This is a genomic window from Telmatocola sphagniphila, assembly GCF_018398935.1.
Lineage (GTDB): Bacteria > Planctomycetota > Planctomycetia > Gemmatales > Gemmataceae > Telmatocola > Telmatocola sphagniphila.
In genome coordinates this window covers 4,616,252-4,629,209 of record NZ_CP074694.1, presented here as the reverse complement: position 1 = coordinate 4,629,209, position 12,958 = coordinate 4,616,252, and the positions used below count along the sequence as shown (strand labels likewise).

11 protein-coding genes are annotated in these 12,958 nt (G+C 53.4%); 8 read left to right on the top strand and 3 right to left on the bottom strand.

Translation table 11 applies throughout. The annotated features are described in order from the left end of the window. Positions 1 to 10 precede the first annotated feature (10 nt). The gene (locus KIH39_RS18525; RefSeq protein ID WP_213494715.1) at positions 11 to 4,042 is read right to left on the bottom strand and encodes a hypothetical protein; all 4,032 of its coding nucleotides are present in this window, start codon (positions 4,040 to 4,042) and stop codon (positions 11 to 13) included. A 210-nt stretch (positions 4,043 to 4,252) separates the two neighbouring features. Here KIH39_RS18525 and KIH39_RS18520 point away from each other — a divergent pair, with 210 nt between their 5' ends. The 4 genes from KIH39_RS18520 (at position 4,253) to KIH39_RS18505 (ending at position 7,554) form a co-directional block, all read left to right on the top strand. Continuing rightward, on the top strand, positions 4,253 to 4,456 hold the full coding sequence (locus tag KIH39_RS18520) for a hypothetical protein (protein WP_213494714.1): 204 nt from the start codon (positions 4,253 to 4,255) through the stop codon (positions 4,454 to 4,456). Continuing rightward, positions 4,457 to 5,479, top strand: coding sequence for a YihY/virulence factor BrkB family protein (locus KIH39_RS18515; protein ID WP_213494713.1), 1,023 nt, complete (start codon positions 4,457 to 4,459; stop codon positions 5,477 to 5,479). A gap of 82 nt (positions 5,480 to 5,561) precedes the next feature. Next, on the top strand, positions 5,562 to 6,161 hold the full coding sequence (locus KIH39_RS18510; protein ID WP_213494712.1) for a YciE/YciF ferroxidase family protein: 600 nt from the start codon (positions 5,562 to 5,564) through the stop codon (positions 6,159 to 6,161). A gap of 157 nt (positions 6,162 to 6,318) precedes the next feature. After that, on the top strand, positions 6,319 to 7,554 hold the full coding sequence (locus tag KIH39_RS18505) for a PQQ-dependent sugar dehydrogenase (RefSeq protein ID WP_246539338.1): 1,236 nt from the start codon (positions 6,319 to 6,321) through the stop codon (positions 7,552 to 7,554). Positions 7,555 to 7,718: 164 nt separating this feature from the next. On the opposite strand, the gene KIH39_RS18500 is transcribed toward KIH39_RS18505, so the two are convergent. Then, the gene (locus tag KIH39_RS18500) at positions 7,719 to 8,225 is read right to left on the bottom strand and encodes a hypothetical protein (RefSeq protein WP_213494711.1); all 507 of its coding nucleotides are present in this window, start codon (positions 8,223 to 8,225) and stop codon (positions 7,719 to 7,721) included. A 249-nt stretch (positions 8,226 to 8,474) separates the two neighbouring features. Here KIH39_RS18500 and KIH39_RS18495 point away from each other — a divergent pair, with 249 nt between their 5' ends. Both KIH39_RS18495 and KIH39_RS18490 read left to right on the top strand, forming a co-directional pair. Then, positions 8,475 to 9,212 carry a hypothetical protein gene (locus tag KIH39_RS18495; RefSeq protein WP_213494710.1) on the top strand — a complete coding sequence of 246 codons (738 nt, stop codon included), beginning with the start codon at positions 8,475 to 8,477 and terminating at the stop codon, positions 9,210 to 9,212. Between the two features lie 306 nt (positions 9,213 to 9,518). Beyond that, entirely contained in the window at positions 9,519 to 9,899 is a 381-nt protein-coding gene (locus tag KIH39_RS18490) for a VOC family protein (RefSeq protein ID WP_213494709.1), read from the top strand. A 60-nt stretch (positions 9,900 to 9,959) separates the two neighbouring features. Here KIH39_RS18490 and KIH39_RS18485 read toward each other — a convergent pair whose 3' ends face one another. Then, complete coding sequence (locus KIH39_RS18485; protein WP_213494708.1) at positions 9,960 to 10,712, bottom strand: SRPBCC family protein; 753 nt, start codon at positions 10,710 to 10,712, stop codon at positions 9,960 to 9,962. Between the two features lie 164 nt (positions 10,713 to 10,876). Between KIH39_RS18485 and KIH39_RS18480 the strand changes: the two genes are divergently transcribed. Both KIH39_RS18480 and KIH39_RS18475 read left to right on the top strand, forming a co-directional pair. Continuing rightward, complete coding sequence (locus KIH39_RS18480; protein WP_213494707.1) at positions 10,877 to 11,467, top strand: hypothetical protein; 591 nt, start codon at positions 10,877 to 10,879, stop codon at positions 11,465 to 11,467. A 154-nt stretch (positions 11,468 to 11,621) separates the two neighbouring features. Further along, the gene (locus KIH39_RS18475) at positions 11,622 to 12,512 is read left to right on the top strand and encodes an SDR family oxidoreductase (RefSeq protein WP_213494706.1); all 891 of its coding nucleotides are present in this window, start codon (positions 11,622 to 11,624) and stop codon (positions 12,510 to 12,512) included. Positions 12,513 to 12,958 lie beyond the last annotated feature (446 nt).

Sequence of the window (12,958 nt, the reverse complement as noted above, 5' to 3'; positions counted from 1 at the left end):
TCAGAGCAGATCAGGGCAACGGGATGTTGTTCTGATTCAAAAAGAAACGTATGACTTCCTCCGTCAACAGACTGATCGGCTTGATGCGCACGCTCGGCCGGGAGAGGGTGCCCGTGACTTCGAGATTCACCGTTCGATTCGAAAGGAAAGACGATAGCTGAACGATCAACCCTAATGGGATAGGCCCCACAGTAGTCGGCAGTGTAATACCGAATGCTCGCAATGCCAGCGGGCTGATATCGAACCGGCCGGTGTTGGCCGTCATTGCCAGATTGAGTCGGCCGGAATTGGAAACCGTACCCGTTCCGTAGAGTTGCAAGTTCTGGCCGACCAGGGCCAGCTTTTCCACTCGCCAGTTACCCCGAGATAACGTCGCTTTCACTTCGCTCTGTTTATCGGCCACCCGAGCGGAAGGGCCGAGAAAAGGTAACACTTCCTTCAAGACCGGAATCTCGGAAAGCTGAGCCTGCCCCAGTGTCGAGGTCAGCGTACCTTTTAGATCGTCGAACGATCGAACCTCACTACCCGAGAAGCTAAATTGACCAGTGGCATTGCCCACGCCGAGACTGCCGAGATTTTCCGAGCGGGTTAAAGATGGCAGACTGACGTTGCGGAATTTGATCTCTCCTTCTGCCCGGCCTCCGGAATGGCCAAAGAATTCATAACTTGCGGAACCGCTCAATCGTCCCTGCGCGATCTCACCGCTCAGATCGCGAACGGCAAAACTGCCGCGCTGCTGCGCCGGTACAAAATCCCATTGCAACGGCAGGCGAATCGAACCGGCACGTTGGCCCATCAGTTTTCCGGCCATCAGACTGAGCGTGCCGTTGCCTCGAATTTCCGAGCCAAGTGAAGTGCGGATTTCCGCATCGAGCGGTGCATCAATCTGGTCGGCCAGATCCGGGACCAAAAACAGCAGATTTTTCGCCGGTACATTGCGGAGCGACAAGATCGCCCGGCTCTGATCGAACTGCCGGTAGTTGATCAAGATCAGACCGCGAACGAAGCCGGTACCGAAGGGAGCTTCAATTTGCTCCACGCGAATCATCGATTCGACAAAGCGGACGCGACTGTTGATGCGCGGCGTGAGCTCCCGGCCCCGATAGCGCAGCCGATCCAAGCGTAACGTGCCCGATCCGGTTGGTTCCCCGGAAGCACCGATGTTGAAAGGAAGATCGAGATACAGATCGCCGTTAAGACCTTTCAGCGTATCGCTCAGACCGAGGCCGGGCCAGAGCCGGGCGAGTTGTAGCCCGCGCAGTTGCAATCGACTTTGCTGTTGGGGATCTTTTTTGGTCTCGGCGTCCGGTGTCGGGGGATATCGGCCATCCAATTCGATGGTCCCGCCCAGGGCCGCGGCTTCGAGCTTGTATTGGAGAATACTCCGTTGCAGTTTCGCGGTGGCATGCAGCTTGTCGGCGGCAATACCTCTCACTTTCAGGTGATCCGCCCGAATATCCGCATCCAGCTCGGTTTGTCGCGGCTCCTGATTTTTAACGGGATGAACGGTAGCTTTGAGAAATCCCTCGGCCTGTCCTTCCAGCCGTAAGTTCGCCGTGGTGGGCACACTTTGGGAAAGGTTTCCCAAGTTCACTTTCTTCAATTTCAAATCGATGGTCCCCGCCGCCTCCGGCTTCAGAGGAATAGCCGCTTCTCCCGCAATGGTGCCCGCGAACAATTGCGAGGAAATCTCGGTCAACCGAAGTTGATTCGGATCGACGTTCCAGTGGAAATCGATCTTATTGACGGGAAACTTTTCGATTTGCAACTGAGCTAGCGAACCGGTACCGGTCAGTTGATAATTCAGAGGGTTCAGCGTCCCTTTCAAATCGGATTGTGCTTCCAGCTTCCCTGCAAGCTGAACGGGGGGTTGGAAATCGGGATAGAGCTTATTCAAAGCGGACAGATCCGCATGGCGAAGTTCAATGCGTCCCTGCCAGGGATATTGATCGACTAGGCGCAGATTTCCCGTCGCTTTCAAATTGGCTTCTTCGATATCCCCGCTCAGATTTTTCAAATTCAAGACACCCTCGGCAAGTTGAGCCGCGAGTTGAACTTTGTGAAAAGTTAATCCCAGGGCTTTAGCCTGTTCGGAATTCAGATTCGCCTGCCCGGACCATTTGGACGGGTCGCGCAGTTGACCGGCCGGAGCGGCTAGATTGAATTGACCCGTGAAGTTCCCTTCGGCTCCTTGAGCAAAGGCTGGGAACAGACCGAGCATCTGGTCGAGGGGTAGTTGTCGTAACTGAAGATCGGCCTTCAAATCGCCCGCGGGAATCAAACCGAGACTGGCAGTACCTTGGAACGAACCGCCGTTTTTGCTGGCGATTTTTTCCGGCATCTGTCCGCTGAAATTGGTCAGCGTCAGTAGCCCGTCCCGATAGCGAATTTCCGCTTTGACTTCCTTCAAGGTCAAGTCTTCGATCTTCAATTCGGGAAGATCGGCCGTGCCGGTGAAGCGATAACTTTTCAAATCGCTGGCTTGATTAGTGGGAATCGCGGCCTTCACCTGAAAAGTAATTCGACCGCCAATCTTAAAGGGCGTGCCGACTTCCAGTTTGTTAACCAACTCGCCCAGATCGACATCGCGCAGTGCAAAATTCAGATTGAGATAATTGTCTTCCCCGTCTTTCGCCTTCGGCGGTTCTTTTGTACTCGGGCTTGGCGCTGGGGTTTGAGGCGGCTGCATTAACAGCGTGTGCAGCCAGGCCAGGGGCACTGGCCGGTGGTCGGTACCAGTTGAGGAAGTGGATTTCTGGCCAAATTCATAGCGACGGCCCCGAGGCGCCAGTCGTAAATCGATCTTCAAATCCTGTCCGCTGACGAATGACGGGACAATCACTTGGGCGGTCCCAGAGCCGCCCGTGGTCACTCCTTCGCTGCCGATGCTCACGAGAAGATCGGCATGGCCCGTCAGCCGGCCATCGCCGATGCCTTTCACCGGGACCTTCTTCTGGATTTCCCAATTCTCCGGAAGTTCCTTGATCAGAAGATTTTTGGCATCGACGCCGACCTTCAAAGAATTTGGCTGCTTTTGAAAATCGAGAATGCCATCCACATTCAGATCGCCTTGCGCAGTCTGACCTTTCAATTGACTTAAGTTGACGATGCCATCTTCCACGTCCACCTGTCCGGTGACCCGATGCGCGATTAAGTCGATGTCCGAAACATGAACCTCCGCATTTTTGGGGTGGACGGTTACAGCATAATGGAACGTTTTCGACTGCGGCTTTAAATCGAAGCGCACCTCGACCGAGGAAGGTCCGCGCCAAACCACGGCATCCCAAACGTTGACCGGTATGAACGGGACCGAACGCAGGAGTTGCTCGCTGACTTCCACATCGGAGGATGTGCGCAACGTGGCTTCTCCGGAACGCGAAGCAATGTCCACATTCAGGGCCAGTCTCCACTGACCCCAGTTTTCATCGGTCATGGTGCCTTCCAGGACGAGGGCTCCTGAATTCGATTTCAGCACTCCATCGACGCCGCCAAATAAGGCCGTCGGATGTCCTTCCTGTTCGATTCGCAGTTGGCTTTTTTCAATTCGGATTGCGGGCATCGCGAAGGAGCTTTTGGACGGGGAAGTGGTCGATGTGTTGGCGCCTTCGGGAAACTTGGTGAGCATGACTCCTTTGGAATCGAAGCGCAAAACAATTTCCGCTTGTTTCAGCGTCACGCTGCTGGGCATCACGCCGCGAGCCAGACTCGCCAGCGAGACATCGGTGGAAACCTCCTGAGCGGTCGCCCAAGGTTTGCCGTTGTTGGCTCCATCCTCTTCACTGATGGCAATTCCGCCGACCGTGGATGATGAAAACCCGGCGGAAACCGACTTCACCTGGACCGTCACGCCGAGCGTATCTTCCAGTTTGGAAGTCACCATTCGCACTGCACCGGGAGAGGACAAATAGAGGCGTAATCCCAAATAGAGCAGGCCAATGATAATCACTACAACAGAGAGCGCAATCAACAGCTTTCGCCCCAAAGTGTGGCGGCGGGCGGGCGAAGAGGTGACCGGGTTCAGGTTCAGATCGGTGTTATCCATGCAGCAGCCTCCCTACATATCCAAAAAACGCTCTTAGGTCTTCCGAGTTCCTCTGAATCCTTGAGGAAGCCGGAAAATGAAAAATCCTTATTCGTAATAGGCCGGCTTAACGTTTTGAATGGCCTTTTTGAAGTGGTTTATCGCCTCATCTCCAGTCAATTCGGTCCCCCCTCGGAAAACGACTTTCGACGGGGGACAAATCTTCCGTGAATGGTGCGTCTTTTCATGGACATGCACATCAACCGAGGCCGAAGGAAAATTCTGCCGCAGCGCCTCGGTGAAAGCCTCCTGGGTCGTAAGGGGGTCGATGTCCCCTTCAAGGCCGTTGGAGTCAAGGTGATATTCGATTCGAAGGACTTGCTCATTCACAGTAATCCTCTTCTCGTCAGGCTTAAGAAGCAGTTCCTGCGGTGAGTGAATGCAAAGGATGTGCCAGAGCATCGGGAACGGATATCGGAAGCGAATATCGTCGGCACGGGAGTTGCGATTCCAATTGAAATGAGCCTCAAAACGCTTTATTCGATTTTCCGGGAATCGATCTCGGTCTGGAGCGACGCGAAAGTTCCTCGATTGGGAGCGGCGCTTTCCTACTATTCGGTATTTTCGGTAGCGCCGTTGTTGCTGATCGTTATCGGCGTGGCCAGCTTGCTTTTCGGAGCCGATGCGGCTCGGGGCGCGGTGGTCGGCGAGATAAGGAGCACCGTCGGCACTCCCGTTGCGCAGGCAGTGGAACAACTCCTCGCGACCAACGAGGGGAGCCGAGGGGCCGGCATGACCATTGTCGGCATCGCCACATTACTTTTCGGCGCGGCGGGAGTCTTCGGCCAATTGCAGGATGCGCTCAACACCGTCTGGGGGGTAAAACCCAAACCGGGGCTGGGAATCCGGGAAATGATCCGGGCGCGCTTTCTGTCGCTGAGTATGGTGCTGGGCTCCGGATTTCTCCTCCTGGTTTCGTTGATTGCCAGCGCGACTCTGGCGGCCCTCGGTTCGGAACTCAACACCCTCCTACCCGGCGGGACCACCTTTTGGCGTTACCTGAATGTGATCGTCTCCTTTCTGCTCTTCGGGGTGCTCTTCGCCATGATCTACAAGTGGTTGCCCGATGTGCACATCGGCTGGCGCGATGTCTGGATCGGTGCGCTCCTGACGGCCGGGCTATTCAGCCTCGGTAAATTCCTCATCGGCTGGTATCTGGGCCGGGCCAGTACCACCTCGAGTTTTGGGGCCGCCGGCTCGCTCGTGATCATACTAATCTGGGTTTATTACGCTTCTCAAATCGTGCTGTTCGGCGCGGTCTTCACACGCGTCCATGCGGCCCATCGCGGCACCGAAGTCAAGCCGACGCATATGGCCCATCTCGCGCCCGGCAGCAATCCCGTCACCCCTAACTATGTCGATCCCGTTCCGGTGCTCGGCGCCAACTACCAACGCTAGCTGGCACGAAGATTGCAAAGGCTCTCTCCACTCGAGAGTTCGGGTTAACGACGATTTTCAAAAGTATCACGGGAGAATATTCATGGCTCTTTCCACACTTCATAATCTTTTTGTCGATCAGTTGAAGGATCTTTATAACGCGGAAAATCAGTTGCTCAAAGCGCTGCCCAAGATGGCCAAGGCCGCGGCCGCCCAGGAACTAAAGGATGCTTTTGAGGAACACCTCGAAGTCACTCGCGGGCATGTGGAACGTCTGGAAACAATTTTCGGCGAACTCGAAATCTCCGGTAAAGGGAAGAAGTGCCAGGCGATGGAAGGACTGGTAGCCGAAGGAAGCGAAGTGCTGGCGGAAAAAGGGGATCCTTCGGTCAAGGACGCCGCGCTGATTGCCGCCGCGCAACGAGTCGAGCATTACGAAATGGCCGGCTACGGCTGCGTTCGAACCTTCGCTACGTTGCTGGGTTATGAAGATGCCGCGAACCTTTTGCAGCAGACGTTGGATGAAGAGGGGGAGGCCGATCAAAAGTTGACGGAGCTTGCTGAGACGGTCATCAACGTCGAAGCCGAAAAAGCCGAAGGGGAAGAGGAGGAAGAAGAAGAGGAAGAGGAAGAAACCCCGCAGCGCGCGGCCGCCCGCAAGAAAATGAGTTCCAACAACGGCCGTAGTAATTCCCGTAAATAGCAGATAAGTTTTTAAAACGCGGTTCCCAGGTCACCCGCTGATTCTTTTCCGGCGAGTTCTTGGAAACCGCGTTTTGATAACCTGCGTTCCCAGGACTGCGCAGCGCCTTTCGAGCGCGCCCGGCCCTTTTTATTTCCCCAAAAATCGAGTAATTGCCGTGAACGCTTCGCTAATGCTGGTTCTGCTTTTCGCCCAACAACCGCCGAGCTTGCCCAAGCCATTCGCTACCCCGTCCGTGACGAAACATCCCAAGGTAATTGGCTGGCCGGAAGGGAAGATGCCCAAGGCTCCGGAAGGCTTTGAGGTTTCACTCTTTGCCGACAAACTCGATAGCCCGCGCTGGATCACTGTATTACCCAACGGCGATATTCTGGTGGCCGAGGCCCGGACGCCTCCCAAAAAACAGGCCCCGGAAAAAGTGAAAGAGGGTATGAAACAATCGAAAGCCGCCGGTGAATCCGCCAACCGCATTACCCTGTTACGGCCTTCTCCGGATGGTAAGTCCGTGCAGTCCCGGCATATTTTCATGAAGGATTTGAATAATCCTTTTGGCATGGCCCTGATCAAAAATACTCTCTACATCGGTTGCATGGATGCCGTGGTGAGGGTCGCATACACCGAAGGGCTGACGGAAATTCGCGAAAAGCCGATGGAAGTGCACGCGTTGCCCACGGGCGGTTACAACAACCACTGGACTCGCAATGTAGTTCCCAATGTGGAAGGAACTAAGCTCTTTGTGACTGTGGGATCCGGCAGTAATGTGGGGGAGCACGGCACTCAAAACGAAATATTACGCGCGAACATCCTGGAAATGAATCTGGATGGGACTGAACTGAGGGTTTATGCCTGGGGTTTGCGGAATCCGGTCGGCCTCGCCTGGGAGCCGCAGACGCGAAAGCTTTGGACGGTAGTGAACGAGCGCGACGAGTTGGGCGATGAACTGGTTCCCGATTATCTGACGCAGGTGAAAGCCGGGGGATTCTACGGCTGGCCGTATAGTTACTTCGGCGCCAATGAGGACCCGCGCCGCAAGGGAGAACGTCCCGATCTCATCGCAAAAGCACTTACCCCCGATTATTCGCTCGGTTCGCACACGGCCTCGTTGGGTCTGACTTTTTGCACTTCGGACCATTTCCCGAAACATTACAGCCAGGGAGCGTTCATCGGCCAGCACGGCTCCTGGAATCGTTCGCAATTTGTCGGTTATCGGGTAGCCTTTGTGCCGTTCAAGGAAGGTCATCCGAGTGGCCAGGCAGAAGATTTTCTCACCGGATTTATTGCAAATGAAGACGAGGTTTATGGCCGTCCGGTGGGGGTAACGTTCGCCAAGGATGGAGCGCTGTTGGTCGCAGATGATGCCTCGAACTGTATCTGGCGCGTGGCGGCGAAGTAGGGGGATATTAACGGCAGAATTTAGCCGCAGAGATCGCCGAGATCGCAGAGAAGAAGAGAATAAAATCGTTTACCACAGAGAACACAGAGGTCATTGAGAGTGTTTTCTTTTGGGAGGGGAGCTGAGACATTTGCACAATTCTCTGTTGAAAATGCATTGCATTTTCAACCACATTCAGGATGAGCTACCAGAATCGAGAGACTCTCCGTGTGCTCCGTGTTCTCGGTGGTAAACATTGCTTGATAAAATGGTGTGGTGCCTGTCCCCCCGTTCAACTTGTAGCGACAGAATTTAACCGCAGAGATCGCCGAGGTCGCAGAGAAGAAGCGAATAAAATCGTTTACCACAGAGAACACAGAGTTCACTGAGAGTGTTTTCTTTTGGGAGGCGATCTGAGACATTTGCATAATTCGCTGTTGAAAATGCATTGCATTTTCAACCCCATCCAGGATGAGGCCCCCGAAACCAGAGACTCTCCGTGTGCTCTGTGTTCTCGGTGGTAAACATTGCTTGATAAAATGGTGGGGTGCCTGTCCCCCGTTCAACTTATAGCGAAAGAATTTAACCGCAGAGATCGCCGAGGTCGCAGAGAAGAAGAGAATAAAATCGTTTACCACAGAGAACACAGAGTTCACTGAGAGTGTTTTCTTTTGGGAGGCGATCTGAGACATTTGCATAATTCGCTGTTGAAAATGCATTGCATTTTCAACCCCATCCAGGATTAGCTACCAGAATCGAGAGACTCTCCGTGTTCTCGGTGTACTCAGTAGTGAAAATGCTTTTTGTTCCAAGGATTAATATTTTTGCCCGATAAGCAAAGCTGTATTGCGGAATAAAATTGCCCAGGATCCATGAGCTAACAGCTAAAGTAACTTCGATCTTTAAAACTAAGCAGGTGAAAATTGAAAGAGGCTGAATGGATGGCATTCACCGATCCGAGTGCGATGCTCGATCATATTCGAGGGCCAAAAGATCGTGTGCGCGGACCGGGTGATCCTTTGAATTACGTGATAGCCACCGATCATCAATTTCTGCTCTGGGGATGCGCGTGCTGTCGACACTTGGGGCCAATAGTAGATGATCCTCGATGGTTAAAAGCTATCCAGAGCGTGGAACAGTTCTCAGAAGGTCGGGCAACGTACGCGCAACTATTGGCCGTGGGCGTTGAAATGGAAAATTGGTTCGCTGAATTAGGCGGTTATGCGAATACTTCGCCCAAGGCACTGATCGCCCGCTCCTGTGCTGACCTGACAAGCGGCGTGGACTCTGCCTATGATTCTATGCGTACTCCATTTTTACCTGCTATGTACGAGGCGAGTCGCTGGGCAGTGGCCGCCGTACGGGAGTCCGCTGGGGAAAAGATGGCGAAGCGGGAGCTTGCGCTCCAATGTGACTTCTTGCGCGACATCGTCGGCAATCCCTTCACTCCTCTGACTGTTCAAGAAGAGTGGAAGTCGGCCCGCGTCGTTGAACTGGCGGAACAGATTTATTTGGAACGATCCTTTGCACAATTACCCGCACTGGCAACTGAACTGATTCAATCGAAATGTGATAACCAACTGATCCTGGAGCATTGCTATAGTACGGAGCCGCACGTTAAAGGATGCTGGGTCATAGATATGTTTCGTCGAGTTGAAAATCTTCGTTGGGATAAGTAATTAGTATCCTTATTCTCTATAACGATTTTCAAAGTAAAAATCGGTCGCCGTAAGTTCTGGAATGACCTGTAGCGGAGAAGCTAGTTTTCGCTGAGAGGCTCTGCTCCAATGGCGGCACGCATCATTTTCTTCAAGCATTCGCTATCATTTCCATCGCTCCGTCGCAGCCTTGAAGAAGGAACTTCACCAGTGGGGCCGACTTTAGTGTTCTTCGACCATCAACCTACATAAACCATCCCGGCGGCAGGAACATCCTCTAAAATGGAGTTCGCGATCTCTTGAAACGAGTAATCAAGGAACTTCCCAATGGAACCGAAAGATGTGATCGACCTGAAGGCATTCGTTCCCGCCAAGGACTATTCGCTTTCCATTCGGTTCTACACCGACCTCGGTTTCCAGCTCAACTGGGGCGGTGAGGGAGTTACCGAATTTCAAATAGGCTCATGTCGATTCTTACTACAGAATTTCCATGTCGAGCAACACACCGCCAACTTCATGATGCACTTGATGGTTCAGAATGCCGATGCCTGGTGGGCGCATATCACCCAAATCGAATTGGTGAAAAAGTATCCCGGCATCACGGCCAAACCGCCTGCTCTGATGCCATGGGGGTTGCGGGTACTCTATCTCTCTGATCCGTCGGGTGTCCTGTGGCACATTGCCGAGCGAGTCCAGAAGCCCGAATAAACACCTCGCCCGCTGGGTGGAAGGGCGGTCGATTATTGGCGCCCTCCCCTTTTTGTTTGCCTAGTTATTCCTGTTCGTCTCCATCAGATTCTTCAAGCTTTCCAAATCTTTGCGAACCTGCTCACTGGGGTCTTCCCCCAGCCACTTGGCCAGCGCCGTGCCCAAACGTCCCGCCGGCGGATTGTACTTCATCGACACCTGAATCTCCGTGGCGTTGCCGTTATCGAGCGATCGGAATCGCACTGAACCGGCCGTGTCCACATCCGATTCCTGCGACGATTTCCAGGAGATGGTTTCGTTCGGCTTGTCACTGATAATTTCCGCATCCCACTCGACATGCATCCCAAACGGAGCCTTGGCCACCCAGTGCGAATGCAAACCGTCGGTTTCCTTCACTTGTTCCAAATGCGACATGAAGCGCGGTAGATTTTCAAGCTTGCGCCAGTACCGATAGACCTCGGCCACTGGTTTGCGAATTTGAATCGATTGATCGACTCGCGAACCTTCACCCGCCGGGATCACCGACTGCGAACTGCACGATTCGCCACTCGCGCAACCCATCGCCTGCGAGAGGGGACAGTTGCCGGTCGTAGCCCGGTAAAGCAAAAAGCCCCCGGCCAGAATCGAAAACGGACCCGGCCCGCTTTTCCCGAATCCGTGCATGAGTAAATATCCGGCCGCGGCGGCCGAGAGCCAACGTTCGGTTTCACCCACATTATGATCGAGGTGAGGGAGGCTTTTTAATGATTGCGATATCTGGTTATCCGAACCGGCAACCGACTTGGCGGCGACATTCAGCATTGTGGTAGCCATAATTCTAATCCTTGAACAAGGTCAGGGCGAACCTCGAAGTTCAATGCAATTCCAATGCCGGAAAGAAGGATTAAAAAGACGCAAAATCTGTTCATAAACCCTTTAGTGGCATTCCATTTGCGAAAAATTCCTTCGGATAACTCCTCGATCAGGAAGCTAGAGTCATGAACTGGACGGAAATCGATCAACCAGGCGTACGGGAAAATATGGTGAATGAGATCGGTTTGGATCTGCGCAGCCGACAATTCTGGATTCCCGACTGTCTCACCCCTAGCGGCATCAAATATTATCCGCGGCTGTTTCTCAAGGCCGCTCGCGTCCGCGATGTTCATTGGCTTCTCAACAAACTCCATCGCGAAAAAATGTTCAGGGTCGATCATCTTTTCTGGTCTCGCGGCGGCGGAACGGAAAAGCGAAATCGAACCCGCAAACAGGAGAAACAGGTCGAGAAAGAGTTCCATCAATATTATCTGCGGGCTCTCTGCAAAAAGGCCTTGGAAGCGAACAGTCACGCCCGGGTGATGCTTCACTGGTCGGGCAAGAAAGGCTTGGAGACAGAACCGCGTGCAGAAGCTCACCAGCGAGTCTCGGCCCGGCAATTGCTCAAATACCTTCGTCAAAAAATGATGAAAATTTGCCGTCGGTCTCCCTCCGCCAAAAAGACGGAAGCCGTTGTGAACTTGGAATTGCCTCTTCCCAAACGTTGGCGGGTCGTGCACAGCCTGCGAATTCATAACCAGGATTCACCCGCCTGAGCAACCAGCTGCGCTCCTACGGAGTCTTCTAATACTCATCGATTAAAAATCGTCTGGGGATTTTCTTTGGCCTAACGCTTGCAGGTCATCTTTAAAGGAAGCGATTCTCGGAATCGGACCGAGGAAAACAGGAGTTTAGCATCAGGGAGATGACATGAGTGTGAAATTAAAAAAACTCGCCGATCAGGTGATCGTGATAACGGGTGCTTCGAGCGGTATCGGTTTGATGACAGCCGAGGCCGCGGCTAAAGGCGGTGCAAAATTGGTGCTTGCTGCACGGAGCGGTCAAGCCTTGGAAAACATCGTCGCTCGTCTCGGATCGGAAGCTATTGCGGTAACCTGCGATGTATCCGATCCGCAACAGGTGCAACAATTGGCGGAAAAGGCCATCGCCCGCTTCGGTCGCATCGATACCTGGATCAATAATGCCGGTCTGGGCCTTTATGGTCGACTGGATGAGACCAATGAAGACGATGATCGAAAACTGTTCGACATCAACTTCTGGGGAGTGGTGCACGGCAGTCGGGCCGCGCTTCCCCATCTGCGCAAAAATGGCGGGGCGCTGATCAATGTCGGTAGCGAAGTCTCCGAATCGTATACACCACTTCTGGGAATGTATACCGCCAGCAAGCATGCCGTGAAAGGTTTTACCGATGCTTTACGAGTGGAAGTGGAGAAAGTCGATAAAGCGCCGGTTTCCATCACTCTTATACAGCCCACGGCCGTGAATACGCCGTTTCCTCAACATGCCCGCAACTATCTGGAACATGAACCGGCGCTGCCCGATCCCAAACTCGATCCGAAGCAAGTCGCGGCGGCAATTCTTTCCGCAGCCGTGAAACCGGTGCGTGAAAAACGGGTGGGCACCATGGCCAAGATCAGCACCACGCTGGCGACTCTCTTCCCGGCAGTGGAGGACCGAGTAATCGCCTCCCAGGTTGCTAAATTACAAACGGAGGATCCGCCGCGCAATACGGCCGGGGCGTTGCATCAGTCGAGTGAAGCTGCGGGTACCGCCGGGCACACGCACGGCGTCTCCGCATAGTTTGATCCCTATCAAAAAAGCAAATTTCTTAGAAGGGGACTGGTTCCGAAGGTGCCGGTCCCCAATTGATTATCCTAAACTTTGCGGGCCTCGGACAAACCTCTCTTCCATCTGTCTTCCCTCGGCGACTGGCACGAAACCGGAGCCAGTCCCCGAGCTTAGGATTCTTAAATGCATTTAACCGCAGAGAACACAGAGTACACAGAGAAATCGAAGAATACTGATTACGCTGTGTTGAAAATGCTTCGCATTTTCAATTCTCTGAAGAGTCCGAAACATCCTCCCCCGCAATCTGATTCCCTCTGCGCTCTCCATGTGCTCTGCATTTGAATGGCTTTGGATTTAACCAGTAGGGGACTGGCTTTGAAGCTGCTTGGCCCCGGAAGCCTCTCAATTTTTTACTGCAGCGCACTTCGACGCCGTTCTGAGTGGTTAAGTGCTTCATA

Coding starts and splice junctions, on each gene's coding strand:
- KIH39_RS18525 (WP_213494715.1), bottom strand. CDS start 4,042: ATGGATAACACCGATCTGAACCTGAACCCGGTCACCTCTTCGCCCGCC.
- KIH39_RS18520 (WP_213494714.1), top strand. CDS start 4,253: ATGGTGCGTCTTTTCATGGACATGCACATCAACCGAGGCCGAAGGAAA.
- KIH39_RS18510 (WP_213494712.1), top strand. CDS start 5,562: ATGGCTCTTTCCACACTTCATAATCTTTTTGTCGATCAGTTGAAGGAT.
- KIH39_RS18500 (WP_213494711.1), bottom strand. CDS start 8,225: ATGTCTCAGATCGCCTCCCAAAAGAAAACACTCTCAGTGAACTCTGTG.
- KIH39_RS18495 (WP_213494710.1), top strand. CDS start 8,475: ATGGCATTCACCGATCCGAGTGCGATGCTCGATCATATTCGAGGGCCA.
- KIH39_RS18490 (WP_213494709.1), top strand. CDS start 9,519: ATGGAACCGAAAGATGTGATCGACCTGAAGGCATTCGTTCCCGCCAAG.
- KIH39_RS18485 (WP_213494708.1), bottom strand. CDS start 10,712: ATGGCTACCACAATGCTGAATGTCGCCGCCAAGTCGGTTGCCGGTTCG.
- KIH39_RS18480 (WP_213494707.1), top strand. CDS start 10,877: ATGAACTGGACGGAAATCGATCAACCAGGCGTACGGGAAAATATGGTG.
- KIH39_RS18475 (WP_213494706.1), top strand. CDS start 11,622: ATGAGTGTGAAATTAAAAAAACTCGCCGATCAGGTGATCGTGATAACG.